This window comes from Vicinamibacterales bacterium, assembly GCA_036496585.1.
Classification (GTDB): domain Bacteria; phylum Acidobacteriota; class Vicinamibacteria; order Vicinamibacterales; family 2-12-FULL-66-21; genus JAICSD01.
Genome location: DASXLB010000020.1, coordinates 78,182 through 103,503, shown reverse-complemented (window position 1 = coordinate 103,503; position 25,322 = coordinate 78,182). Strand labels below are relative to the sequence as shown.

19 protein-coding genes are annotated in these 25,322 nt (G+C 67.0%); 12 read left to right on the top strand and 7 right to left on the bottom strand.

The features are described from left to right. A partial coding sequence (locus tag VGI12_06340) for a phosphoketolase family protein (GenBank protein ID HEY2432275.1) occupies positions 1–1,138 on the top strand: 1,138 nt, incomplete at its 5' end. Between the two features lie 15 nt (positions 1,139–1,153). Further along, complete coding sequence (locus VGI12_06335) at positions 1,154–3,685, top strand: glycogen/starch/alpha-glucan phosphorylase (protein ID HEY2432274.1); 2,532 nt, start codon at positions 1,154–1,156, stop codon at positions 3,683–3,685. On the opposite strand, the gene VGI12_06330 is transcribed toward VGI12_06335, so the two are convergent. The 5 genes from VGI12_06330 to VGI12_06310 all read right to left on the bottom strand — a co-directional run bounded on the left by VGI12_06330 (position 3,663) and on the right by VGI12_06310 (position 10,414). Further along, positions 3,663–4,427 carry a DUF4159 domain-containing protein gene (locus VGI12_06330; protein ID HEY2432273.1) on the bottom strand — a complete coding sequence of 255 codons (765 nt, stop codon included), beginning with the start codon at positions 4,425–4,427 and terminating at the stop codon, positions 3,663–3,665. The genes VGI12_06335 and VGI12_06330 overlap by 23 nt on opposite strands. A 51-nt stretch (positions 4,428–4,478) precedes the next feature. After that, entirely contained in the window at positions 4,479–4,982 is a 504-nt protein-coding gene (locus tag VGI12_06325) for a hypothetical protein (GenBank protein ID HEY2432272.1), read from the bottom strand. Positions 4,983–5,004: 22 nt separating this feature from the next. After that, positions 5,005–7,305, bottom strand: a complete 2,301-nt coding sequence (locus VGI12_06320; GenBank protein ID HEY2432271.1) for a DPP IV N-terminal domain-containing protein — start codon at positions 7,303–7,305, stop codon at positions 5,005–5,007. 146 nt (positions 7,306–7,451) lie between these two features. Continuing rightward, positions 7,452–8,699 carry a hypothetical protein gene (locus VGI12_06315; protein HEY2432270.1) on the bottom strand — a complete coding sequence of 416 codons (1,248 nt, stop codon included), beginning with the start codon at positions 8,697–8,699 and terminating at the stop codon, positions 7,452–7,454. 2 nt (positions 8,700–8,701) lie between these two features. Further along, the gene (locus VGI12_06310) at positions 8,702–10,414 is read right to left on the bottom strand and encodes a SpoIID/LytB domain-containing protein (protein HEY2432269.1); all 1,713 of its coding nucleotides are present in this window, start codon (positions 10,412–10,414) and stop codon (positions 8,702–8,704) included. 353 nt (positions 10,415–10,767) lie between these two features. On the opposite strand from VGI12_06310, the gene VGI12_06305 reads away from it, so the two are divergent. The 6 genes from VGI12_06305 to VGI12_06280 all read left to right on the top strand — a co-directional run bounded on the left by VGI12_06305 (position 10,768) and on the right by VGI12_06280 (position 15,226). Further along, on the top strand, positions 10,768–11,085 hold the full coding sequence (locus VGI12_06305; protein HEY2432268.1) for a hypothetical protein: 318 nt from the start codon (positions 10,768–10,770) through the stop codon (positions 11,083–11,085). After that, positions 11,082–11,855 (top strand): polyphosphate kinase 2, encoded by a 774-nt coding sequence (gene ppk2, locus VGI12_06300; GenBank protein HEY2432267.1) that lies wholly within the window; start codon positions 11,082–11,084, stop codon positions 11,853–11,855. The genes VGI12_06305 and ppk2 overlap by 4 nt, the downstream gene beginning before the upstream one ends. Before the next feature lie 10 nt (positions 11,856–11,865). Further along, a complete protein-coding gene (locus tag VGI12_06295) occupies positions 11,866–13,011 on the top strand; it encodes a DUF3300 domain-containing protein (protein HEY2432266.1) in 1,146 nt (381 codons plus the stop codon). After that, positions 13,008–13,904: a DUF2950 family protein gene (locus VGI12_06290; protein HEY2432265.1), complete on the top strand. Its 897-nt coding sequence runs from the start codon at positions 13,008–13,010 to the stop codon at positions 13,902–13,904. Before VGI12_06295 ends, VGI12_06290 begins: the two co-directional genes overlap by 4 nt. A 109-nt stretch (positions 13,905–14,013) precedes the next feature. After that, positions 14,014–14,604, top strand: coding sequence for a DUF4136 domain-containing protein (locus tag VGI12_06285; GenBank protein HEY2432264.1), 591 nt, complete (start codon positions 14,014–14,016; stop codon positions 14,602–14,604). A gap of 7 nt (positions 14,605–14,611) precedes the next feature. Further along, positions 14,612–15,226, top strand: a complete 615-nt coding sequence (locus VGI12_06280) for a hypothetical protein (protein HEY2432263.1) — start codon at positions 14,612–14,614, stop codon at positions 15,224–15,226. A 79-nt stretch (positions 15,227–15,305) separates the two neighbouring features. On the opposite strand, the gene VGI12_06275 is transcribed toward VGI12_06280, so the two are convergent. Next, the gene (locus VGI12_06275) at positions 15,306–16,901 is read right to left on the bottom strand and encodes a transporter substrate-binding domain-containing protein (protein HEY2432262.1); all 1,596 of its coding nucleotides are present in this window, start codon (positions 16,899–16,901) and stop codon (positions 15,306–15,308) included. Positions 16,902–17,095: 194 nt separating this feature from the next. On the opposite strand from VGI12_06275, the gene VGI12_06270 reads away from it, so the two are divergent. The 4 genes from VGI12_06270 (at position 17,096) to VGI12_06255 (ending at position 24,475) form a co-directional block, all read left to right on the top strand. Next, positions 17,096–18,700, top strand: a complete 1,605-nt coding sequence (locus VGI12_06270) for a mechanosensitive ion channel family protein (GenBank protein ID HEY2432261.1) — start codon at positions 17,096–17,098, stop codon at positions 18,698–18,700. 65 nt (positions 18,701–18,765) lie between these two features. Beyond that, positions 18,766–19,899 (top strand): efflux RND transporter periplasmic adaptor subunit, encoded by a 1,134-nt coding sequence (locus tag VGI12_06265; protein HEY2432260.1) that lies wholly within the window; start codon positions 18,766–18,768, stop codon positions 19,897–19,899. Between the two features lie 2 nt (positions 19,900–19,901). Further along, a complete protein-coding gene (locus VGI12_06260; GenBank protein ID HEY2432259.1) occupies positions 19,902–23,084 on the top strand; it encodes a multidrug efflux RND transporter permease subunit in 3,183 nt (1,060 codons plus the stop codon). Further along, a complete protein-coding gene (locus tag VGI12_06255) occupies positions 23,081–24,475 on the top strand; it encodes an efflux transporter outer membrane subunit (GenBank protein ID HEY2432258.1) in 1,395 nt (464 codons plus the stop codon). Before VGI12_06260 ends, VGI12_06255 begins: the two co-directional genes overlap by 4 nt. Before the next feature lie 49 nt (positions 24,476–24,524). On the opposite strand, the gene VGI12_06250 is transcribed toward VGI12_06255, so the two are convergent. Then, the gene (locus VGI12_06250) at positions 24,525–25,316 is read right to left on the bottom strand and encodes a hypothetical protein (GenBank protein HEY2432257.1); all 792 of its coding nucleotides are present in this window, start codon (positions 25,314–25,316) and stop codon (positions 24,525–24,527) included. Positions 25,317–25,322 lie beyond the last annotated feature (6 nt).

The following is a 25,322-nucleotide window of genomic DNA, read 5'->3' as shown; positions in this document are numbered from 1 at the left end:
GACCTTCCGTGTGTTCGGTCCGGACGAAACCGCGTCGAACCGCTTACAGGCCGTCTACGAGGCGAGCAAGAAGACCTGGATGGCGGACTTGCTGCCCGAGGATGCCGACGGCGGCGAGCTGGCGCGCGACGGCCGCGTGATGGAGATGCTCTCGGAACACACGCTGATCGGATGGCTCGAAGGCTATCTTCTCACCGGCCGGCATGGGTTCTTCCATACCTATGAGGCGTTCGCGCACGTCATCGACTCGATGTTCAACCAGCACGCCAAGTGGCTCGACATCTCGAAGAACCACGTGCAGTGGCGCGCGCCGGTGGCGTCGGAGAACCTGCTGCTGTCGTCGACGGTCTGGCGGCAGGATCACAACGGCTTCTCGCACCAGGATCCGGGGTTCATCGATCTGGTGACCAACAAGAGCGCCAGCGTTACCAGGGTGTATCTGCCGCCCGACGCCAACACGCTGCTGTCGATCGCCGACCACTGCCTGCGCTCGACGGACTACATCAACGTCATCGTCGTCGACAAACAGAAACACCTGCAGTTCACGACGATCGACGAGGCCATCGTCCACTGCGCGAAAGGCTTCGGCATCTGGGCGAAGGCCAGCAACGATGCCGGCGGCGAACCGGACGTCGTGATGGCGTCGTGCGGCGACGTCGCCACTCAGGAAGCGCTGGCCGCCACCGCCATCCTGCGCGCGCGCCTGCCCAATCTGAAGATCCGCTTCGTCAACGTCGTCGATCTGTTCAAGCTGCAGCCGGCGACCGAGCATCCGCACGGATCGACGGAACACGATTTCGACAGCGTGTTCACGGTCGACAAGCCGATCATCTTCAACTTCCACGGCTACCCGTGGCTGATCCACAAGCTCGCCTACCGGTTCAAGGGCCACGAGCACATGCACGTGCGCGGCTACAAGGAGAAGGGCAACATCAACACGCCGCTCGAGCTGACGTTGCTCAACGAAACCTCGCGCTTCCACCTGGTCATGGACGTCATCGATCGCGTGCCGTCACTCGGGGCGACCGCCGGCCATCTTCGCGAGGACATGAAGAACGCGATCATCGATCACGTGCGCTACGCGCACGAGTACGGCGCCGACCCCTCGGAGATCACCGACTGGCTGTGGCCGCTGTAGCGGAAAGGCAATTCGATGGCACCAACCGACGCGGTTTCGAACGACGACGTCCGGACGGGACATCGGCCCGGCGCGCTGCGTCAGGCGGTGGTCGATCACCTCCGCTACTCGCTGGGGCGGCGGCCCGCGGCGGCGACGCGAGACGAGTACTACCGGGCGCTGGCGCTCGCGGTGCGCGATCGCATGCAGGCTCACTGGGCGCACACGGCGGACCAGTACATCGGGCGCAAGGCGAAGTTCGCCTGCTATCTGTCGGCCGAATTCCTGCTCGGCCCGCACCTCGGCAACAACCTTCTGAACCTCGATCTCGAGCCGGCGGCGCGCACCGCGATGGCCGATCTCGGCCAGGACCTCGATGCGATCATCGCCTGCGAGGAGGAACCCGGGCTCGGCAACGGCGGGCTCGGGCGGCTGGCGGCGTGCTACCTCGACTCGCTGGCCACACTGGAGCGGCCGGCGATCGGCTACGGCCTTCGCTACGAATTCGGCATCTTCGATCAGGAAATCCGCGACGGCTGGCAGCACGAAATCACCGACAAGTGGCTGCGCCACGGCAATCCGTGGGAGATCGCCAAACCGGATGTGGCGTATTACGTGAACTGGGGCGGCCGCACCGAGTGGTACGAGGACGCCGACGGCGTCAGGCGGGTCCGCTGGGTGCCGGACCGGGTCGTGAAAGGGATGGCCTACGACACGCCAATCCAGGGATATCGCGTCGGCACCTGCAACACGCTGCGGTTGTGGAGTGCCGAGGCGGTTGAGTCGTTCGATTTCCAAGCCTTCAACGTCGGCGACTACTACACGGCCGTCGACCAGAAGCTGGTCTCCGAGACGATCACCAAGGTGCTGTATCCGAACGACGAGCCGGTGGCCGGCAAGCGGCTCCGGCTGTCGCAGCAGTACTTCTTCACCTCCTGTTCGCTCCAGGACATGCTGCGCCACCTGGACGTCAGCGGCGCGCCGGTCACCAGCTTCGCCGAGCGCTACGCCGTTCAGCTCAACGACACACATCCGTCGATCGCCGTCGCCGAACTGATGCGCCTGCTTGTCGACCAGCGCGGACTCGGCTGGGACGCCGCGTGGGACATCACCGTCGCGGCACTGGGCTACACCAACCACACCCTGCTGCCCGAAGCGCTCGAGACGTGGCCGCTGTCGATGTTCCGCGATCTGCTGCCGCGGCACCTCGAAATCATCCTCGAGATCAACCGGCGGTTCCTCGACCAGGTCCGTGCGCGATTTCCTGGCGATGAGCCGCGCGTGGCGCGGATGTCGCTCGTCGGCGAGGACGGTCAGCAATCGATCCGCATGGCGCACCTGGCCACGGTCGGCAGCCACGCGATCAACGGCGTCGCCGCGCTGCATTCGGATCTGGTCATGTCGAGTCTGCTGCGGGACTTCTACGAACTCTGGCCAGAGCGCTTCAGCAACAAGACCAACGGGGTGACACCGCGCCGCTTCGTCGCGCTCGCCAACCCCGGGCTGCGCGACCTGCTCGATCGGACCATCGGCAACGGCTGGCCGACCGATCTGGCATCGCTTCGGCGCCTCGAACCGCACGTCGACGACGCCGCCTTCCGGCGCGAATGGCGGGCGATCAAACACGCGAACAAGCGGCGCCTCGCCGCATACGTCAAGGACGTCACCGGCATCGTGCTCGATCCCGACTGGATGTTCGACATCCAGGTCAAGCGCTTTCACGAGTACAAACGCCAGCACTTGAGCGTGCTGCACATCGTCACGCTCTATCGGCGGCTGAAGAGCGATCCACGGCTGACGATTCCGCCCCGGGCGTTCGTGTTCGGCGGCAAGGCGGCGCCGGGCTACCGCATGGCGAAACTGATCATCAAGCTGATCAACGCCGTCGGCGACACGGTAAACGGCGATCCGGAGGTGAACTCACGGATCAGGGTGGCGTTCGTGCCCAACTTCAACGTCCAGAACGCCCATCTCATCTACCCGGCCGCCGATCTCTCGGAGCAGATCTCCCTGGCCGGGAAGGAAGCCTCCGGAACCGGCAACATGAAGTTCATGCTCAACGGCGCGGTGACGATCGGCACGCTCGACGGCGCCAACGTCGAGATCCGCGCCGAAGTCGGGCCGGAGAATTTCTTCCTGTTCGGCCTGACCGCGCCGCAGGTCGACGCCGTCAAGCGCGGCGGCTACCGTCCCGCCGAGCACATCGAGCGGAACGACGAACTGCGCGCGACGCTCGACCTGATCGCGAGCGGACACTTCTCGAACGGCGACGCCGCGGTCTTCGCGCCGCTCGTCGACAATCTGCGCCACGCCGATCCGTTCCTGGTGCTCGCCGACTACGCCGCCTATATCGAGTGCCAGCAACAGGTGAGCGCCGCCTGGGAGAACGTCGACCGCTGGACGCGCATGTCGATCCTGAACACGGCGCGGGGCGGCAAGTTCTCGTCGGATCGCGCGATCCGCGAGTACTGCGATGACATCTGGCATGTCTCACCGGTGAGCGCGACCGTGGAACAGACCCCGGTCGTTCTGCCTGGACGCGGTCTCAGTGCGTCAGACCGTAAATGATCGCGTTGACGCCCAGCTTGTAGGCCTCGTTGGTGTCGTCGATCGGACGGAAGCCGAGACCCGACCACTCCCAGAACTGCGAGATGTCAGTGTTGTAGCAGATGAACATCTGCAGCCGTTTGTGCGGATCGTTGCCTTCGAAGAGGCCGCGAAAGATCGGCCGGCCGGCGTTGTACGCCTGCGGGAAGATCTCGAGCGATCGGATGGTGAAGAACTCGTTGAAGATCGGATGCGACACGTCGAGGTCGACGAACTGCGCGTCGGGAATGACCCGCCGCATGTTGTCGGCGAACTGCGCCCAGCCGCGCCCGCCGCGCCATTCGGCCGTCTTGAAGTCGTCGACGATGACGAAGCCCCCCTTGTCGAGGAACGCACGCAGATTGCGCGCTTCGGCCTCGGTCATCTGCCACCAGCTCACCTCGATGATGTAGAGGACGGGGAACTCGAAGATCCGGGGATCTTCGAGTGACAGCGTCGTCGTCTCCTGATGCGCGTCGATGTTGGTGACCGACGCCAGAATCTGCAGCAGATGCTGCTCGGCCGACGGATAGCCGTGGGACCAGGCTGGCTGGCCACGATACCAGTAGCCGCCGGGCAGCGTCTGGTAGGTCAGCCGGACGAAGGCGAAGCGCCCGTCATAGGGGATCTCGGCGGCGGGCGGCGGCGCGCCGGCGCGCGTGTCGAACTGGCCGAACCCGCCGCGCTGCCCGAACGCCAGGGTGGCGGCGAACAGCGCGAGCACGGTCGCCGACGCGATGTGCCATTTCGTAGGAAGAACGGCCCCCTCCCGGACTCACTGGCCCATGCGCACGACGGCCTTGCAGTCGACGGTCGCCGTGAAGCCGATGCCGTCTTTCGTCTTCCCCTCGATCGTCACCTTGGCGGTGGCGCCAGCGTCGGTGACCTTGACCGTGCCCTCCCCCTCCTGCTTTTTTTCGGTCGGGCGCGTCTCGATCGTGTAGGAGACGTTCTGCTGCAGGATAGAGCCGAAGCGCAGCTGCACGAAGAACTGCCTGGTGCCGGCGGCCGCCGCCTTGGCATCGGGCACGATCAGCGAGAGCGCGCCAATCTCCTTGGCGCCTGCCTTGGCGTTGCTGAAGGCATTGCCCCACGAGCCGGGGCCGTTGGCGCCGGTGCTGCAGCCGCCTTTCGTCTCCGTCGCATCGTAGCTGCCGGCCAGCGGACCGCCGCCGACAACGACGTGCACGCTCTCGGTGACGGCCTGCGCGCCTGCGGCGGCGGCCGCGGCGACGAATATCGCCGCTCCCATGGCCAGAATCGTTCGCTTCGCGTTCATCGTCTCTCCCAATCCGAACATGCTATTGATCGCCGCCGGCCAGGCCGGCGCGCCCGCCGGCGCCAGCCGGACCCGAGGGAATGACATAGTCGCGCGGCGGCTCGGCGTCGAGCAGGTACTTGACGAAATAGTCCCACCGGCGGCGCATCACGTAGTTGCCGGGCGTGTAGCCGTGGCCGGAGTTCGGAATGAGCAGCATGTCGAACTCCTTGTTGGCCTTGATCAGCGCGTCGGCAACCAGCAGCGTGTTGTACGGCGGCACGTTATTGTCCATCGTCCCGTGGATCAGGAGCAGATGGCCCTTGAGGCCGGCGGCCTGCGTCTGCGTGGCCTCGATCTCGTAATTGTCGGTGCCGTCGGCGTTCTTCACGAGCGGGCCCTGATAACGCTCGCCCCAGTCGTCTTCGTACTGGCGCTGATCGTGATTGCCGGATTCGGAGATGCCGACCTTGAAGAAGTCGTCGTAGGGAGCGCGCAGCAGCGCGTCGGCGGTGATGAAGCCGCCGCCCGAGTGCCCCCACATCGCCGCCTTGTCGATGTCGATCCACGGATACTTCTTCGCCAGCTCCTTCATGCCGGCGATCTGATCGGGAATCGTGTTGTCGCGGCCCATCGCGCCGTAGTAGGAGTCGGTGTAGGCCTTCGAGCGGTTTGGCGTACCGGTGCCGTCGATGCTGACGACGACGAAGCCGAGCTCGGCGAGGGCCTGCTTGTCGCCGCGCGCGACCGTGAAGGCGCGCGATCCGACGCTGCCCGACTGTGGCCCGGGATAGGCGTTGTTGATGATCGGATACTTCTTCGACGGATCGAGGTTGGTCGGCCGGAAGAGCATCCCGTAGATGTCGGTCTTGCCGTCGGCCGCCTTCATCTTGATCTGCATGGGCGGCTTCCAGCCGGTCGCGAGGAGCTTCGAGATGTCGGCCTTCTCGAGCGGCATGACGAGCGCGCCGGACTTGCCGTCGCGGAGCGTCGTCTCCGGCGCGACGTCGGGCTGCGAGAAGGTGTCGATCACGTACTTGCCGTCGGGCGAGATCTGCACCGAGTGGGTGCCGTTGTCGGGCGTCAGCGACACGCTGTTCCGGCCGTCGAGGCCGACGCGGTAGAGGTGCGTGAAGTACGGATCCTGGTCCTTCTCACGTCCGTCGGCCTCGTACCACAGGGTTCGCGTGTCGTGATCGATGCGGTTGACGCGCGTGATCGGGCCGAGGCCGCTGGTGATCTGGTTCTTGACCTTGCCGCTGTCCAGATCGTAGAGGTACATGTTGGCGGTGCCATCGCGCTGCGAGTACCACACGACTTCCTTCGAGTCCCACAGGATCTGCCACTGCACGCGCGTCTGCACGTGCGTCTTTTCGGTCTCGGTGAACAGCGTGCGGACCTCGCCGGACGTGGCATCGACGAGCTTGGCAGTGGAATTCTTGTGGAAGCGATCGGTCGAGACGTAGCCGAGCCGCGAACCGTCCGGACTCCACAGGTATTCGCCCATGTCGATGTTGTCTTCCGACATCGCGCGGTGGAAGTCGGGGCCGTCCAGGAGCCGCGTCACCTTGCCGGTGCCGACGTCGATGACGACACGGCTGATCATCGCCACGTCGGGGTCGCCGGGCAGTGGATACTTCCACGCGCGCAGCACCGGGTGGCCGCCGTTGACCGGGGTTTCGACCAGGTACATGTCGCCGACCTTGCGCTCGTCCTGCTGCTGCGTGGCGATGCGCTTGCCGTCGGGCGACCACGAGAGCGACGGCGCCGCGGTCGTCGCCCAGCCGGCGTTGCTGGTCGCGTAGCCGAAGTCCTTCGCCCCGTCGGTGGTCAACTGGCGTTCCTGTCCGGTGGCGACATCCTTAACCCACAGGTTCCAGTCGCAGATGAAGATCGCCTTGCTGCCGTCGGGCGACAGCGAGGGGGGCGGCGCGCCGGTGAGGCCAGTGACGTTAGGGCCGCACGTGCGTGACAGTGTCACGCCGCCTCGGCCGCCGCGGCCGCCCCGCCCCTCGCCGCCAGCACCGCGGCCGCCGCGCCCGAAGGCCGGCGCCGGGCCCTGGCCGCCCGGCGGCGGCGTTTGGACGACTTCGCGGCTTTTCTTCACCGGGTCGATGACGACGTTTTCGCTGCCCGTCGGGGTGGTGCGCGCGTACCAGAAACGGCCATCCGGCAGCCACGTCGCACTGACCGTGTCGCCGAAGACCAGCCCCGTCAGGCTGGGCGCGAGCATCTTGACGGCACGATCGTAATCGGCGGTCGTCAGCGCGCGGCGGTTTTGCGCGCCGACCATACCCGTCGCGAGCGCGACGAGGCCAAGAACGAGGACGAGCGAACGTTTCATGCAGGTGTCCTATCGAAGAAGAAAAGGAATTGAGGATTTCGTCCCACATCGTATTGCAAATGACAGTCACCGGGCGGATCGGCGCTCGGTGACCGCCGCGAGCCGCCCGTAGCGGCCGCTACCGTGCCGCCGTGATTCCCGCTTGCTCACCGAAAGGGGCCGAGCAGATTGCCGCGTGTCCAGTCGACGGCAATCTCCCGCTCGATCACGGCGTCCGCGGGCAGGCGATCGCGCAAATTGGCGCTGACCGCCACGCGCCCCAGCTCCAGGGTGTTCCGGATCCAGCCGTAGGTGACCTCGGCCGGATCGATCCTGCCGGCCGTCCCGGCGACCCATTCGACGCACTCGCGGTCCTCCGCGAAATGGGTCGGCACGCGAATCTTCGAGGGAATCCCCGAGCTGAGCGCGTTGACCCGGGTCGGCGTCCAATCGATGGCCTGGACGAGCCGATCGGTGGTGACGTCGGCCATGCCGATCCCGAGCGCATTGCCCCAACTGTCGGGATGCAGATCGCGGGCGAAGATGCGCGTCACCGCCGGCAGGTCCGGATAGGCGTTGTACTCGCACGCCGGACCGCGGTTGACGACCTTGGCGTCCATGCCGGTGCCGCTGATGTTCTTGCCGATCTGGTCCACGATCAGCACGTCGAGGTCGCATGGCAGGGTCGGCATCCAGGACTTCGCGAGGGCCAGGTGCTGCTCGTCGCGCTGCTCGAGGTACTCGGCCGGGACGGCGTCGATCGTCGCCGTGTTGTGGTGCGCGTCCTCGACGATCGCGAGGCCGCCGATGATTTTCCCCGATTGCAGCACACGGCGTCCGACGGTGCGGATCACATGCTCGAGGCCGAGGCGCTGCGAGTGGGCGTGATACTTCTGCGCGCCGGCGAACTTGCCGATGCCGATCGACGCCATCTTCATCAGGCCGCTTTCGACGCCGCCGCTGAACGTCGTGTGCCATTTCACGCGCGCCACGATCATCACGGCATCGGCTCCGTGAGCGGCGGCATCCATGAACACTTCGATGCCTTCGCCGGTGCGCCCGAGCGACACCACGTCGGCGCGGCTGACGATCGGACACCCGGCCGACGCTTCCGTGACACCGAGATGGGCGAGCACATCCGCCTGCCCTTCGGCCGTCGCGGCACCGTGGCTGCCCATCGCGGGGAACACGAACGGCTGCATGCCGCGATCGCGCCAGTAGGCGACGACGGCGCCGACAATCGTCGCGATATTGGCCACGCCGCGGCTGCCGACGCCGATCGCGATCCGCGCGCCCGGGCCGACGCGCCGGGCCGGATCGTCGCGCTCGAGCGCTTGCCGCGTCGCAGCCGCGACATCGCCGATGCGCATGTCCGGAAAGCGACGCCGGATCAGAAGGAAGCGATCGGGGAGCATGGTCAATACAGCTTCTGCAACTCGATGCCGGTGTAGTACTTCTTCAGGATTTCCTGGTAGCCGGCGCCGTCGAGGGCCATGCCGTAAGCGCCCACCTGGCACATCCCCACGCCGTGTCCCCAGCCGCGTCCGTAGAACGTCATGCCGAGCAGCGCGCCGCGCGCGTTGCGTTCGATGTCGAACGAGAAGAGGCTGTCGCGGAGCCCCAGCAGCGTGCGGATCCGCAGCGCCGGCAGCGTCCGCCGTCCCCGCGCGCCGACGACCTCGGTGCTGACGGCGCGGTCCGACGCGCCGCGCTCGGTCACCCGCACGTCGGTCAGGTCGCCGATGGCCAGCGTCCGGAACGCCGCGTTGAGCTCGGCGGCGGTCTTCCGCACCTGCCACATCGCCAGACGGGAATAGCGATCCTCGGCGGGGTTGGCGAAGTTGATGCGAAACACCAGCATGGCGATCGTGCCCTCCTCGGCGCGGAGATCGACGAGTTCGCCGCCGATCCATGCGCCCCCGGCGAGCGGCAGCCGATCGTCGCCGACGCGCTGATAAATGAGGGCGTCAGCCTGCAGCGTGAACTCTTTCGGCTGTCCGTTGACGAGCAGGCGCATCTTCGTCCCGTCCCATGCGACGAGCACCCCTTGCTGCCATTCGAACGCGTTCTTGCGGTCGATCAAGCGGAACAGCAGCTCCTCGGTAGGCGCCGTCCCGCTGGCCGGCAGGATCCCCTGGTCCTCGAGAAACGTCAGGTCGGAAGCGGTGATCACCGACGGATAGAACGTCTGCCGGATGAAGGTGGCCAGGGCGGCCGGACTGGCCGGGGTCGGCGGCTCGCCGCGGTCGGGCAGGCCCATGAAGCGGGCGGCTTCGGCAAAGGTCGTTACGTGTGCCGCGGCGAGCACGCCCCGCTTCCAGTCGGGAATCGACCGTGAGGTGGCAAACGGCAGCGGCCTTGGATGCTGATACTCGCAGTTCACCGACACGAGGTAGGGGACCTTCTCGTGAAAGATGTTCTCGGCGTCTTCGGTCCGTCCGCCGCAGGTGGAACTGTACAAGGCGTTGATCGGCTTGCCGCCGTAGGTCGCGACGATACCACGCGTCTCCGACACCGCCTGCGCGGCCAGCGGATCTTCGGTGCGCGCGCCGAGATAGACCTGGCAGGCGTCGGAGGCGCAGACGTCGTAGCCTTCGTCCTTGGACTGCCCCAGATTGCGCGAGATGTAGGTCCGTGCCGCCACCGCCTGCGCCTTCAGCGCCTCGAGCTGCCCGAAGGTCACCGGGCTGAGCTCGTTGGGGACGACGCCGGCGAGATAGGTCTCGAGCGGCAGCTCGTTGACGACGGTCAGGGTACGGCGGCTGTTGGCGAAGACCTCGAGGACGCCGCGGTAGGCGCGGTCGCCGATCTCGAGGAGCGCATCCGTGGGGGCGATGCGGAGGTGGGACCCTGGCGCCAGCACCAATACGGTGTCGTCGTCGAGCGTCACCGTGAGGCGGTATTGCAGGTCAGACTTGCGGAGCGCGCTGCCGGCGGATGCCGCGTCGATCGCCAGGACGTTCGCGAAGGCTGCCGTCCGGCTGGTGTGTTGCTCGAGGGTGAACGGCGTCGCCGAGCGCACCGTCACCGTGGCCGCGTTCTGATCGAGGCCGATGCGAACGGTGGGCTCCGCCGCCGGCTGCGCTGCCGCCGCCAGCAGGAGGACGGCCGCAAGAAGACGTCCCCGCATGCGCCCCGTCAGGCGATCGTCGTGCCGCAGTCGTCGCAGAACGTCGGCGCCTCTTGGTATCCCTGGCCGGTCGAGAGGTCTTCGTCGTTCCCGATGAACTGGATCATGGACATGAGAGTGGTCGTCCCCTGGATTCGCCCTTCTGGCGAGGCGTCACATTGTACCCACTCCCGGACGGGGACGGCCTCCGGCCTGCCGGGGGATCTCTGGAATACCGGGCGCCGGGCGATCGCACGGCCGGACGGGTGTTCCGCCAACATGTTGACCCATCGATAGTAAGAACGGCGGCCGGGCGGCAGCGCCGGTCGGAACGGCGGGTGCTTTCGCGTGTCGGCATGGTGAGGCTCAACGTCATGCTGCGCGCCGCATCACCGCGCGACGCGTCGGAGCTTCTCGAGACGCTCAGATTTCTGATGGCGAGCACGCGCCTCGAGTCGGGCTGTCTCGACTGCGAAGCCTGGACCGAACGCGAGGCGACGGTGCGGTACAGCGAGAGCTGGGGCACGGAGGCGGACGCCCGGCGTCGCGTCCGGTCGACCGGCTTTACCTCCCTCCTCGGCGTGATGGAATGCGCGTCAGCCCCCCCAATGGTCCGGTTTGATTTCGTGGCACAGAGTCGCGGCCTCGATTACGTCGAGGAGATCCGCGGCGCGATCGGAGAACGGCAATGAAACGCGGCAAATACGAGAAGTCGCTCGAAAAGCTGCAAGTCGAGCTCAGCCTCCTGCAGCGATGGATCAAGGAAAAAGGACTCCGCGTCATCATCATCTTCGAGGGGCGCGACGGCGCAGGCAAGGGGGGCACGATCCGCGCGCTGACCGAGCGCGTCAGCCCGCGCGTCTTCCGCGTAGTCGCGCTGCCGGCGCCGTCCGACCGCGAGAAGTCGCAGATGTACATGCAGCGCTACATGGCGCACTTCCCGGCCAAAGGGGAAGTCGTCATCTTCGATCGCAGTTGGTACAACCGCGCCGGCGTCGAGTACGTGATGGGGTTCTGCACCCCCGAGCAGCACAAGCGCTTTCTCGAGGTCTGCCCCGAGGTCGAGAACTACATCATCGCGGGCGGCATCATCCTGCTGAAGATCTGGCTGGAGGTCAGCCCCGACGAACAACGGCGCCGTTTCGAAGCGCGGATCACCGACCCGGTCCGGCAGTGGAAGCTGAGCCCGATGGACCTGCCGTCGCTCGAGCGCTGGTACGACTATTCGCGCGCGCGCGACGTGATGCTGAAGAAAACCGACACCAAGATCGCGCCCTGGTACCTCGTGCGTTCGGACGACAAGAAAGCGGCGCGCCTGAACATCATCGCGCACATCCTGCGGATGATTCCGCACAAGAAGCTGGCGACGAAAGCGGTCCGGCTCCCCTCCCGTTCGAAAAAGGGGGCCTACAACGACAGCAAAACGATCGGGCGCCGGCGCTTCGTGAAGGAGCGGTACTAGGGTGCCGTCGATGCGGCAGGCCGTGGCGGCGCTCAGCATCGTGCTGACGCTCGCCAACGCACGTGGTCCGGCGGCGGCGGCGGCGCCGACCGCCGCCGAGCTCGACACGCTGCTCGCCCCGATCGCGCTCTACCCCGATCAGCTGCTCGGCGAGATGCTCGTGTCCGCGGAAAAGCCGACGATGGTCGGCGCGCTCGCCGAGTGGCTGCGGAGCCAGACGCTGCGCGGCAGCGAGCTGCAGGACGCGGTCGTCAAGGCGGGCTTCGACTACAGCTTCGCCACGCTCGTGCTGTTCCCCGACGTCCTCGAGTGGATGGCGGGCCGTCCGGACTGGACGAAGAAGGTGGGCGAGGCCTTCACGGCCGACCGATCGTCGGTGTTCGATAGCGTCCAGCGACTGCGGGCGAAGGCCAAGGGGGCCGGCACGTTGAAGGACACGCCGCAGCAACAGGTCGAGTCCAAGACGACGAGCGCGGGCCAGGAGGTGATCGTCATCGAGCCGGCCAACCCGCAGATCGTCTACGTCCCGCAATACAACCCGCAGGTGGTCTACACCCAGCCGAGCACCACGATCGTCGTCCAGGAGCATCATGACGACGCAGCGGCCGCGGCGGCGGGGGCGATGATCGGCTTCACGGCCGGCGTGGCGATCGGGGCTGCCTTCGACAACAACTATTACTACGGGCCGCACGGCTGGGGCGGCGGTTACATGTACAACGACGGGTGGGACGACTGGAACGACGCGCGCGACGACGCGCGCGACGACTGGCAGGACCACCGCGAGGACATGTACGAGAACCGCAGCGATCGTGCCGAAGACGCCCGCGAGAATCGCAGCGATCGCGCCGAGAACGCCGGCGATCAGCGGAGCGAGCGGACGCAGGGGACCCAGCAGCAGCGAACCGATCGCCAGGCCGGCAGCGAGCAGCGCGCGACGCGCCAGGAGAGCCGAAGCGGCGCCGCGGCGTCCCCGTCGGCCGCGTCGACCTCCTCGGAGTCGCGCGGCTTCAGCCAAGATGGCAGCACCGTCGATCGGAGCGGCACCCGCTCCGACGCCTTCTCCGGCTATTCCAGCGGCAAGTCGGAACGCGCCGCGAGCCAGCGAGGCGAGCGAAGCCGCAGCAGCTCGCGCAGCAGCGGATCGAGGCGCCGATGACCCATTCCTTTCGCCCGGCCATGGTCGGCGGCACGATCGTCCCGGTGCTCGTGCTGGCCCTGAGCGCGGCCGCCTGCCACCGGACGCCGGCGCACCGCAGCTTCTCCACGCCCGAAGACGGCGTGCGCACGCTCGTCGCCGCCGTCAAGGCCGGCAATCTCAACGAGCTGGTCGCGATTTTCGGCCCAGACGGACAGGCGCTGCTGGACACGTCGGATCCGGCGAACGCCCAGCACAACCGCGACGTCTTCACGGCCGCCGTCGGCGAGCGCTGGCATCTCGAGCCCGGCGCCGGCAACACGCGCGTGCTGGTCGTCGGCAACGAAAACTGGCCCTTCCCGGTCCCGCTCGTCCAGGACGCGGCCGGCTGGCGCTTCGACACCGCCGCCGGAAAAGAGGAGATCCTGTCGCGCCGCATCGGCCGCAACGAGCTGGCGGCGATTTTCGTCTCCCGCGCCTACGTGAAGGCGCAGCAGCTGTACGCGTCACGTCCGCACGACGGCCAGCCGGCCGGCCGCTACGCCACGCGGTTCAAGAGCGATCCGGGCACCCAGAACGGGCTGTACTGGCCGGTCGGCCTGGGGGAGAAGCGCAGTCCGCTTGGCGATCTCGTGGCGCAGGCCGCGGCCGACGGACGGCCGGTCGGCCAGGGAAAGGCCCCGACACCGTTTCACGGCTACTATTTCCGAATCCTGTCCGCGAACGGCGGCTTCGGCCTCCTCGCATGGCCGGCGCAGTACGACGCCACCGGCGTCATGACATTCGTCGTCAATCAGGACGGTGCGGTTCGCGAGAAGGATCTCGGGGCCGATACCGAGCGCCTCGCAGGAAGCATGACGGCCTACGGCCCGGACGACTCCTGGAAGCCGGCGATCGGATCGGGCGGCGCGTGACGACCTGGGGCAGGCGCGGCGAGATGGTCGGGATCGGCTGCGCGAGGCCAGCGGCCTCGTCAACAAAGGCACGCGCGGCGGCCATTGCCCTCGCGCAGGAGACGCAATCGTGAAAAAACTGATGCTCCCGCTCCTCTGCCTCGCGCTCGCCGCGGGGCTCGAGGCGGCCAAGCTCAAAGTGCAGGCCGAACCCGATCCAGCGTTTGATTTCGCCACCGTGCGCACCTGGGCATGGGACGCCGACGCCGGCGACGTGATGATGGCGCGCACGCCGCACGACGACCCCGCCGCGCTGAAGGCGTTCATCGACCCGCGCATCCGCCAGTACGTCGAGGCGGAGATGACCAAGAAGGGCAAGACGCTCGCCACGAGCGGCACGCCCGACGTCCAGCTGCACTACTACGTGCTCGTGACGGTCCAGTCCAACGGCCAGTACATGGGCCAGTTCCTGCCCTCGGTGCCCTACTGGGGCCTGCCGCCGTTCGACGCCGGCACCAGCGCCCTCGAAGTGGTCTCGAAGGGATCGCTGGTGCTCGACGCCCTGCTGCCCGGCGCGAAGGACAAGCGGCTGGTCGTCTGGCGCGGCATCGCGCAGAGCACCGTCGAGGACGTCGACAAGGTCCAGACCCGCGAAGACCGGCTCAAGAAAGCGGCGGTCGAGCTGATCAAACGCTTTCCCTTGAAGAAGAAGAACAAGTAAGGACGCCGTGCTCAAAACAACCGCCGCTCTGTTCTTCGCGCTGGCCTTCGCGAGCGCCGACCTCGAACTCCTCTCCACCTGGCGCGCCCCCGGGAGCGAGCCTCTGAACTTCGGCGGCCGCAAGGTGGCCGCCGTCGTCGTGCTCGACGACAACAACATCCGCGTCTCGGCCGAGGAAGCGCTCGCCCGTGAAATCAGCGCCCGCGGTCCGATCGGCGTGCCGGCCTACCGGATCCTGCCGAAGGAACTGCTCACCGACAAAGACAAGGCCAGCCAGTGGTTCACGCGGGCCGGCATCCAGGGACTGGTCATCATGAGGCTGGTGCACACCGACACCACCAAGGTCTACTCCTCGGCGGTGTGGGTAAGCGGCTACTACAACTACGCATGGGACTACTGGGGCAACGCGTGGGGCGCGGTGTACCCGATCGGCAAGGCCCGCGAGGAGCGGAGCTTCACGTTCGAGACACTTCTCTACGACCTGTCGAAGGGCACGCCGATCTGGGCGGGCGTCACGCGCGCCACAGATCCGAAGGACGTCCAGACCTATATGAAGGAACTGGCGATCGAGATCGGCAAGCAGCTCGAGAAGGAAGGGCTCGCGCGCAAGCGGCCGCGTTAGCGCCCGTACGGCGGCACGAGGCGGCGAGGCGCCGGCGACGATACAGGCGAGTCCGACGGGCGATGCCCCTCGGGCCAGATCAGTGCGGGCCGCCTGTGCTGCTCACCGCGTGCTTCTTCCGCTGTTGTTCCGTAGCGACGAGCTTGTAGGCCACGTAGTACTTGTAGATGTTGCTGACGTAGGTCACCGTCTCGCGCCCGATACGTTCGGACGCGATCCGTTCGACATTGCCGAACCAGATATTGGGATTCAACCCGCGTTTCTTCGCTTCCACGCGCAGCTGCCGCACGCGGCCGGGCCCGGCGTTGTAGGCCGCGAAGGTGAACAGCCCCTTGTTCAGATCGTCCATCGGTTCTTTCTCGAAGAACGTGCTTCGGATCGAACGCATGTACTTCACGCCGGCGTGGATGTTCGGATCGATCTGGTGCACGTCCCCGACCTTCTGCTCCTTGCCGGTCTCCGGCATCAGCTGCATGACGCCGATCGCGCCGACAGGGCTCTTGGCGTTCTGGTCCAGCCGCGATTCCTGATAGCCCTGCGCCGCCATCATCAGGAAATCGAATTTGTATTTGTCGCCGTAGCGCCGGAATATCTCGATCAGCGACAGGAATTTCTTGCGCTCTGCTTCCGACGTCGCGCCCTTCACGTACTTGGTGCTCTGCAGATAGCGCTTGTTCAGAATTGCGCCTATGGCGGAATCGAGCCCCTGCTTGGCGATGAAGCCATTGAGGTCGGCCGCCAGTTGCGGACTGTTCTTGCGGATCGCGACCGCGAGCATGCCGCCGGTATGGAGGGCGACGTCGTCGTGGACGGTGATGTCGGTGAAGACCTGCTTCCAGAAGCGCGCCAGGTAGTTGTCGACGACGATGGCCGGCAGCAGCCCGGCGTTCACCATTTCGAGCAGGTCGTCGTCGTCGAGGCTTTCCGATGCGACCTTGATGTCGACGGGCTTCTTCCCTTCCGCCGCAAACCGCTTGTTGAGAGCGACGAGGGTCTCGTAGTAGCTCGAGCTCTTGCGGACGAACACGTCCTTGCCCGACAGGTCGTCGACAGATGCGATCGGCGGCGCGTCCGGTCCGGTCACGACGATCTCGCTCACGTCGCGGCGCGTCGGCGCGCTGAAGTCGACGAGCTGCTGACGTGACGGCGTGACGGTCAACTGGGCGACGACCATGTCGACCTTGCCGTCCCGAAGAGCCTTGAGCAGGATGTCACGCGGCATCGGCAGCATGACGACGTGCACCTTGAGGTTGCCGGTCTTGAGACGCTTGTTCAACTGGTCTTCATACAGGTTCGCGTACTCGTAGGCCAGACCCCGCTGCGCCCCGTTGTCGATGAAGTAGAACGTGCGGTTGAACGTCACCCCGATCCGAATCAGCCGGCGCTTGAGCATGGCGTCGAAGTCGCCGGTGAACGGCTTGTCCGTGACCGCCCGAACCGATTCGGGCAGGACGGCTTCGTATTCGGGCGCGGAGTCCTCGGCGGGCGCCGTTTTCGACGTCTCTGTCGCTGCTGCCGACGGCGCGGCGGCGTCGGGCGCGGACGCGGGTGAGGGTGAGGGTGCGGGCACGGCCGCAGGCGCCGGGGCGGATGTCGTCGCCGTTTGCTGGGGGGTGGACTTCGAACAGGCGCTCACCGCGACAAGCAGCGCCAGAACCGTAATTTTCCGCGTCATCCGGACACCTTAGTCATCCCCTGTCGCTCGCGTCCACTAGTGGATCTGACAGGTGGAGTCGGGTGCGCCGTCCGGTATCTCGGGCGACCTCCGGCATTTCGTGCCCGGCCCGGACCGATTCCGCACCTGCATTGGGCCAGCGGGCCCCAGGCTCAGGCATGTAATTCGCAGCCCGTCCCGGCAGCACTCCCGTGATGCGCTGCGTAAGTCGCCGGCTGCTGGCCGGCGCGATCCTCCTCTGGACGCTCGCGTTGCCGGTGACGGCGCAGACGCTGCCCGGCGCCGCGCCCGCTCCCGCGCCAGACGCGGCGGCGCCGGTCGATCCGCTCGGACGAACGACCCCGCGCGGCACCGTCCTCGGCTTCCTCGCCTCGGCCCGCAAGGGAGACGAGGCGCTCGCCCGCCAGTACCTGGACACGCGCCTGCCCGACGCGGCCGCCGAAACGCTCGCGCACCAGTTGTTCGCGGTACTGGACGCGCGGCTGCCGCCGCGGCTGACCCTGCTCAACGACACGCCGGTTGGCTCGCGCGCCAATCCGCTGGCTCCGGAGGAGGAGGTCGTCGGCAGCGTCAGTGGACCCGAGGGGCCGCTCGACATCGTGCTCGAGCGCGTCACCCGGGCCAAGGCCGCACCGCTCTGGCTGTTCTCGGCGGCGACGCTCGACGCGATCCCGCAGGTGTACGACGACGTTCGCCAGCAGCGGGCCCGGATGGTCGTGCCACGCTTCCTCTTCAAGTGGCGCATCGCCAGCGTGCGGGTGTTCGAGTGGCTCGTCGTCCTGATCGCGCTCACCGGACTCTATCTCACGACGGTCGTACTGAATGTCGCCCTGAGCCGCATCGTGCCGCCGATTGGGCGGCGGCTGTTCCGGATGCCGGCGATCAGCGATCACGACGTACTGCCGATGCCGGCGCGCATCCTCATCATCACGATCCTCAGCCGGTGGGCCTTCGAGAACCTGCCGGTGTCGCTGCTCGTCCGGCAGCATCTCGCCAACCTCGCCTCGTTGCTGCTGATCGTCTCGATCGGGTGGTTGCTGATCCTGGTGAACGGCGGCATCGAGCGGCGGCTGATCGCCCGCATTCCGCGCGCCACGATGGGCGCGGCGGTCTCGCTGCTGCGGGTGGGACGGCGGGTCGCCGACGTGCTCGTGGTCTTTCTCGCCGTGATCGTCACGCTGCGCCGCTACGGCGTCAATCCGGCGCCCGTGCTCGCCGGCCTCGGCGTCGGCGGCCTGGCGATCGCGCTGGCGGCGCAGAAGACGCTCGAAAATGTGATCGCGGGTGCCTCGCTCATCTTCGATCAGGCGCTGCGGGTTGGCGACTACGTCAGGGTGGGGAGCTCCGAGGGGGCGGTCGAACACATCGGGCTGCGTTCGACGCGCATCCGGACGCCTGATCGCAGCGTCGTCAGCATCCCGAACGGACAGATCGCCAACATGAGCCTCGAGGTGCTCTCGGAGCGCGATCGCTTCTGGTTCCATCCGACGATCGGGCTGCGCTACGAGACGACGCCGGAGCAGCTCCGCGCCGTGCTCGAGGGGGTGCGCCGGCTGCTCGCCGTCGAGGCGTTCGTCGACGGCACCTCGATCCGGGTCCGTTTCCTGCGGATGGGGGCGTTCTCACTGGACGTCGAGGTGTTCGCCTACCTGTATGCGAGGGACTGGGCGCACTTCCTCGAGCTTCAGGAGGGCCTGCTGTTCCGTGTCATGGACGTCGTCAGCACCGCCGGGACGGCGGTCGCGTTCCCCTCCCAGACGATGTACGTGGTCGGAAACCCCAATGCCGAAAGCGCATAGCGGCGCGGCGCCGCCATCCATAGTTTCATGCTGACCCGCTTTTGCTCTGAGCCTGGAGAACAGCCGTGAAAACGCTCGCGATCGTGCTCGTGGCCGTCGCCCTTGCTGCCTGCGACAAGGCGCCGCCCCCGGCGCCGCCCCCTCCCCCTGAAGTAACGGTGGGGCGCGTCGTACAGCAGGACGTCCCGATTTATCAGGAACTGGTCGGCCAGACGACCGGCACGCAGGACGTCGAGATCCGGGCGCGCGTCGAAGGTTACCTGCAGCGTGTCGCCTTCCGTGAAGGGACGATCGTCAACAAGGGTGACCTGCTCTACGTGATCGACCCGGCGCCGTTCGAGGCGACGATCGCCGGAGCCAAGGCGGATCTGGCGACCGCGCAGGCGCGGCTGGACAAGACGAACAACGACGTCACGCGCTATACGCCGCTCGCCAAGATCCAGGCGGTCAGCCAGCAGGAGCTCGACAACGCCGTCGCCGCCCAGGCGGCAGCCACCGCCATGGTCGACGCCGGGAAGGCTTCCCTGCAAAAGGCGACGCTCGACTTGAGCTACACGAGAGTATTGGCGCCGGTGGGCGGGCTGATCGGGACGACGAAGGTCAAGGAAGGCGCGCTCGTCGGTCGCGGCGAGAACACGCTGCTGACGACGATCTCGACGATCGATCCGATCAAGTTCCGCGCCGGTGTCGCCGAGGCGGAGTACCTGCGCATCCGGCAGCAGCTGGAGAAAACGGCCGGCTCGTCCAACCTGAAGGAGGTGCCGGTGGAGCTGATGCTCGCCGACGGCACCACCTATAGCGAGACGGGCCACCCGGAATTCGCCGAGCGGAACGTCGATGCGGCGACCGGCACCCTGATGATCCAATTCACGTTCCCCAATCCCAGCGGGCTGCTGCGCACCGGCCAGTACGGCCGCGCCCGCTTCGTGCTCGAGAAGCGGACCGCCGCGATGCTGGTGCCGCAACGTGCCGTTCAGGAGGTGCAGGGACAGTACAGCGTCGCGACCGTCTCCGGCGACGACGCCGTCACCTTCCACAACGTCAAGGTCGGTCCCAAGACCGCGTCGTCGTGGGTGATCGAAGAAGGGGTCAAGCCCGGCGACCGCGTCATCGTCGAAGGACTGCAGCGGGTGAAGGACGGCAGCAAGGTGACGCCGCGTGAAGAGCCGAAGCCGGCGTCGGCGGCCGGGACCAAGTAACCATGGCCAAATTCTTCATCAATCGTCCGATCGTCGCCATGGTGCTGTCGATCATCATGGTGCTGCTCGGCGTGGTGGCGATGAAAAGCCTGCCGATCGCGCAGTATCCCGAGATCGTGCCGCCGATGGTGCAGGTGACGACGACGTTCGTCGGCGCCAGCGCGACCGACGTCGAGGCGGCGGTGGCAACGCCGCTCGAGCAGCAGATCAACGGCGTCGAGCAGATGATCTACATGAAGTCGACCAACGCCAACGACGGCACGTTGACGTTGAAGGTCTCGTTCGAGGTCGGCAGCAACCTCGACATGGACAACGTGCTGACGCAGAACCGGGTCAGCCAGGCGCAGCCGCAGATGCCGGCGTCGGTGAAGAACTACGGCGTCTCGGTCAAGAAGGCGCTGGCGTTTCCGCTGCTGGTCATCTCGATCAAATCGCCGAAGGGCACCTACGACAACCAGTTCCTCGCCAACTACACGACGATCAACATCAACGACACGCTGGCGCGCATCCAGGGCGTCGGCCAGATCAACCTGTTCGGCGGCAGCGACTACGCCATGCGCGTGTGGCTGCGTCCCGATCGCATCGCGCGCCTCGGCATCACCGTCCCCGACATCGTCAACGCGATCTCCGCGCAGAACCAGCTGAGCCCGGCCGGGCAGATCGGCGGTCCACCGGCGCGGCCAGGCACCGAGTTCACCTACACGGTTCGCACCCAGGGGCGCCTGCTCAACGAGGCAGAATTCGGCGAGATCATCATCCGCAGCAACCCCGACGGCTCGCAGGTGAAGCTGAAGGACGTCGCGCGTCTCGAGCTCGGCACGATGCTCTACAACGCCGTCGGCCGGCACGACAGCAAGCCCGCCGCCGTCATCGCGATCTTCCAGATTCCCGGCACCAACGCGATGCAGGTCGCCGACGGCATCAAGAAGGCAATGGAGCAGCTCAAGGAGCGCTTCCCGCGCGACATGGAATACGTGGTCTCGCTCGACACCACGCTGCCGGTGTCGGAGGGCATCAACGAGATCGTCCATACGCTCCTCGAAGCGGTCGTGCTCGTCATCATCGTCGTGTTCATCTTCCTGCAGAACTGGCGCGCCACGCTGATTCCGCTCCTCACCGTGCCGGTGTCGCTGGTCGGCGCGTTCATGTTCTTCCCGCTGCTGGGCTTCTCGATCAACGTCCTGTCGCTGCTCGGCCTCGTCCTCGCGATCGGCATCGTCGTCGACGACGCGATTGTCGTGGTCGAGGCGGTGATGCACCACATCGAGCACGGCCTGGCGCCCAAGGAGGCGGCCTACAAGGCGATGGAGGAAGTGACCGGACCGGTCATCGCCATCGCGCTCATCCTGGCGGCGGTGTTCGTGCCGGTCGGCTTCATGGGCGGGATCACCGGCAAGCTCTACCAGCAGTTCGCGATCACGATCGCGATTTCGGTGCTGCTGTCGGCGCTCAACGCGCTGACGTTGAGCCCGGCGCTGTCGGCGCTGCTGCTCAAGCCAGCCGGCGGCAAGTCGCTGCTGACGCCGTTCTACAACGGCTTCAACAAGGTGTTCGGGGCCAGCACCAACGGCTACATGGTCGTCGCCACCTACTTCGTGCGCAAGATGGGCCGCGGCATGGTGTTCGTGCTGCTAACCGTCGGCCTGACAGTCGTACTGGCGCGGCACATCCCCGGCGGGTTCGTGCCCGAGGAAGATCAGGGCTACCTCCTGGTCAACGCACTCCTGCCCGACGCGGCGTCGCTCGAGCGGACCGATGCGGTGATGCGGCAGGCGGAAGCCGTTCTCGAAAAGAACGAGGCGATCCAGGGGTTCAACACCATCACCGGCTATAGCCTGCTGACCGGCGCCTACTCGTCCAACATGGGTTTCTTTTTCGTGCAGTTGAAGCCGTGGCACGATCGCCACGAGGAAAAGGACCACTCCAATGGAGTCGTCGCGGCGCTGAATCGTGCGTTCGCCGAGCAGATTCCCGGCGCCCAGGTCGTGGCGTTCGGACCGCCGTCGATTCCGGGCCTAGGCACCGGCGCCGGCTTCACGATGGAACTGCAGGATCGCAGCGGCGGCTCACCCGACTATCTGTCGGAGCAGACGCAGCGGTTCATGGAGGCGGCGCGCAAGCACCCGGAGATCGGCCGCGTTTCGACGTTGTATCGCTCCAGCGTGCCGCAGATCTACGCCGACATCGACCGATCGAAAGTCGCCAAGCTGGGACTGTCGCTGAGCGACGTCAACACGACGCTCGGCGCGCTGCTCGGCAGCGCCTACATCAACGACTTCAACCGGTTCGGCCGCGTCTACAAGGTCTACGCGCAGGCCGAGCCGGAATTCCGCGTCGACCCCTCGCAGTTCCGGCTGTTCTCGGTGCGCAGCAACACCGGCGCCATGGTGCCGCTCGACACGCTGGTCACGACCAAGCCGATCGCCGGCCCCGAGTTCACCAACCGGTTCAACCTCTATCGCACCGCGGAACTGACCGGCGTGCCGGCCGAAGGATTCTCGTCGACGCAGGCGCTCGACGCGCTCGAGCAGACGGCGAAGGAAACGCTGCCGCCCGACATGAGCTACGACTGGGCCGACATGTCGTTCCAGGAACGGCGCGCCCCCGGCGTTGCCCTGACCTTCGCGCTCGCCGTGCTGCTGGTGTTCCTGATCCTCGCCGCCCAGTACGAGAGCTGGGGCCTGCCCTTCAGCGTCCTGCTCGGCACGCCGTTCGGCGCGCTCGGCGCCTTCTTCGGCCTGTGGGCGGCACGGCATTTCTCGACCAGCTACGTCAATAACGTGTTCGCGCAGATCGGCCTGATCATGCTGATTGGTCTCGCCGCCAAGAACGCGATCCTGATCGTCGAGTTCGCCAAGATGGAACACGAGAAGGGAGAGCCGCTGGCGCAGGCGGCGCTGACGGCGGCGCGGCTGCGTTTCCGGCCGATCCTGATGACCGCCTTCGCGTTCATCCTCGGCGTCGTGCCGCTGCTGACCGCGTCGGGCGCCGGCGCCGAAGCGCGCAAGGTCATGGGCATGGCCGTCTTTGCCGGAATGTTGATTGCGACGATCCTCGGTGTGCTGCTGGTGCCGATGCTGTTCGTCGCGGTGGAACGCATGGTCGGCAGTTCTGCCCCGCATCCCGCCAAGGCCGGGCCGCCCGCACCGGCGGTGGCCGGGCAGAGCGGCGGGGGGGCACATTGAGGGCTGCCGCGTGTCTCTCACTGGCGCTGCTGCTGGCCGGCTGCACGGTCGGTCCCGACTACAAGCGCCCGGTCATGGTGTCGCCGGCGCAGTACCGCTTCGACGGAGCCGCGCAGGCGGCGTCGCTCGCCGACGCGCCGTGGATGTCGGTGTTCTCCGACACCGTGCTCCAGGATCTGATCCACGAGGCGCTGACCAATAACCTCGACCTGCGTGTGGCGGCGGCCCGCGTCGAGGAGGCGCGGGCCCGCGCCGGCATCGCGCGCTCGTTCCGCTTCCCCACCGTCGACGCCGGCTTCGGGTTCGCGGCCAGCCAGGGCTCCCGCAACGCGCAGCCGCCGCAGGCCAACGAAGGAGAGGACCGCACCTTCAACAACTGGAACGTCGGGGTGCAGACCGCCTGGGACGCCGATCTGTTCGGCCGGCTGCGGCGACAGAACGAGGCGGCGACGGCGGTGTTCCTCTCGACCGAACAGGGGCGGCGCGCCGTCGTCGTGTCCCTGGTCGGCGACGTGGCGTCGGCGTATTTCCGGCTGCGCGAGCTCGATCTGCAGCTCGAGATCGCCCGGCGCACGCTCGGCATCAACGACGACACCATCGTCTATTTCCGGAACCGCCTGCAGGGCGGCGTCTCCAACCGCCTCGAACTGGATCAGGTGCAGGCCAACCGCTCCGTGACGGCCGCGGCGATTCCCCAGATCGAGCGGGACATCGCGCTGACCGAGAACGCGCTGAGCGTGTTGCTCGGCAAGCCACCGGCGTCGATCGCCCGCGGCCGCACGCTCGCCGAACAGCAGACGCCGCCGACGGTGCCGGCGGGGTTGCCGGCGGCGCTGCTCGAACGCCGGCCCGACGTGGTCGCCGCCGAGGAGCTCCTGGTCGCGGCCAACGCCGACATCGGCGCGGCCAAGGCGCTCTTCTTCCCGTCGATCAGCCTGACCGGCTTCTTCGGCGGACTGAGCGGCGACTTCACCACGCTCCTGAGCGGCGGATCGATCGTCTGGTCGGCGGGATTCAGCCTGCTGCAGCCGGTCTACAACGCCGGCCGCAACAAGCACAATTACGAAGCGGCGCAGGCACAGTATCAGCAGGCGCTGGCGTCGTACCAGAAGGCGGCGCTGACGGCTTACCGCGAGGTGGCCGATGCGCTGATCGAGATCCAGAAGCTGCGCGAAATCCGCGTCCAGCAGGAAGAAGGCATCGCCGCGCTGGCGGATGCCGCCGACCTGTCGCGATCGCGCTATCAGTCCGGGCTGGCGTCCTACATCGAGATCCTGATCGCGGATCAGAACCTGTTCCAGCAGCAGTTGCTGCTGGCCGAGACGCGCGGCGCCGAGCTTCGCGCCGTCGCCGATCTCTACCGAGCCCTGGGCGGCGGCTGGACGCCGTAGATCGCGACCGCCGGTCGCCCCACTTGCGGGGTTGGCGACCGCCCAGAGGTCAGGGACGGATAGCGAGGGCCGAGGCGAGCGGGAACTGCAGGCGGGTTTCGGCGTCGAGCTTGAGGTGCTCTTCGCCGCCGGCCGCGACCGCCGCGCCGGCGACGCCGCCGACCAGGGCGCCAATTGCCGCGCCTTCACCACCGCCGGCGATGCCGCCAATGATGCCGCCAAGACCGGCGCCGCCGCCGACCTTGCGCGCGGTCTTCTTGCCTTCACCCTTGCCCTTGGTTTCGACATAGCCGCTCGACACGTCGTAGACGTTGCCGCCAAAGGTGATCGAGTGCAGCTTCAGGGAGATCTTGTCGCTGCCCTTCATCGACCCTGATTGCGTCACACCCACGGCCTGCACGGTGGCGCTGGCGCCGCGCGGAATCGCGATGGCGCCGCCGATCGACACCGGGTCATCGACCACGGCCTTGAAGGTCTGGCCGGCATAGGAGATGTCGACGTCGATCGCCTGCGTGAGCCTCACGTTGATGCGCGTGCCCTCCGGCACGACGACGCGCGGCGCCGGCGCCGGACGCGAGGCTCGTCCGGCTGCCGCGGGGGCTGGGGCGGCGGCCGGCGGCGGCGCCGGCTTGCGCGCCGAGAATTCGACCGCCAGGGTCTGCTCGATCGGCACCTCGGTGACGCGGCCGTCGTCGAGCAGCACGCGCACCGACTTGCTGTCGGCGCCGATGAACATCCCTTCGACAATCTTTCCGGAGCGCAGCCGGACCCGATCGGCCGACAGCGTCGCACCGGCCGCGAGCAGGAATAGCGCCGTCGTCGAGAGTGCGCGTCGAGTCATCCCCTC

Excerpts from the sequence above, each read along its gene's own strand:
- VGI12_06335 (HEY2432274.1), top strand. The coding sequence starts at position 1,154 with ATGGCACCAACCGACGCGGTTTCGAACGACGACGTCCGGACGGGACAT.
- VGI12_06325 (HEY2432272.1), bottom strand. The coding sequence starts at position 4,982 with ATGAACGCGAAGCGAACGATTCTGGCCATGGGAGCGGCGATATTCGTC.
- VGI12_06320 (HEY2432271.1), bottom strand. The coding sequence starts at position 7,305 with ATGAAACGTTCGCTCGTCCTCGTTCTTGGCCTCGTCGCGCTCGCGACG.
- VGI12_06315 (HEY2432270.1), bottom strand. The coding sequence starts at position 8,699 with ATGCTCCCCGATCGCTTCCTTCTGATCCGGCGTCGCTTTCCGGACATG.
- VGI12_06310 (HEY2432269.1), bottom strand. The coding sequence starts at position 10,414 with ATGCGGGGACGTCTTCTTGCGGCCGTCCTCCTGCTGGCGGCGGCAGCG.
- VGI12_06305 (HEY2432268.1), top strand. The coding sequence starts at position 10,768 with ATGCTGCGCGCCGCATCACCGCGCGACGCGTCGGAGCTTCTCGAGACG.
- ppk2 (HEY2432267.1), top strand. The coding sequence starts at position 11,082 with ATGAAACGCGGCAAATACGAGAAGTCGCTCGAAAAGCTGCAAGTCGAG.
- VGI12_06295 (HEY2432266.1), top strand. The coding sequence starts at position 11,866 with ATGCGGCAGGCCGTGGCGGCGCTCAGCATCGTGCTGACGCTCGCCAAC.
- VGI12_06290 (HEY2432265.1), top strand. The coding sequence starts at position 13,008 with ATGACCCATTCCTTTCGCCCGGCCATGGTCGGCGGCACGATCGTCCCG.
- VGI12_06275 (HEY2432262.1), bottom strand. The coding sequence starts at position 16,901 with ATGACGCGGAAAATTACGGTTCTGGCGCTGCTTGTCGCGGTGAGCGCC.
- VGI12_06270 (HEY2432261.1), top strand. The coding sequence starts at position 17,096 with ATGCGCTGCGTAAGTCGCCGGCTGCTGGCCGGCGCGATCCTCCTCTGG.
- VGI12_06260 (HEY2432259.1), top strand. The coding sequence starts at position 19,902 with ATGGCCAAATTCTTCATCAATCGTCCGATCGTCGCCATGGTGCTGTCG.
- VGI12_06250 (HEY2432257.1), bottom strand. The coding sequence starts at position 25,316 with ATGACTCGACGCGCACTCTCGACGACGGCGCTATTCCTGCTCGCGGCC.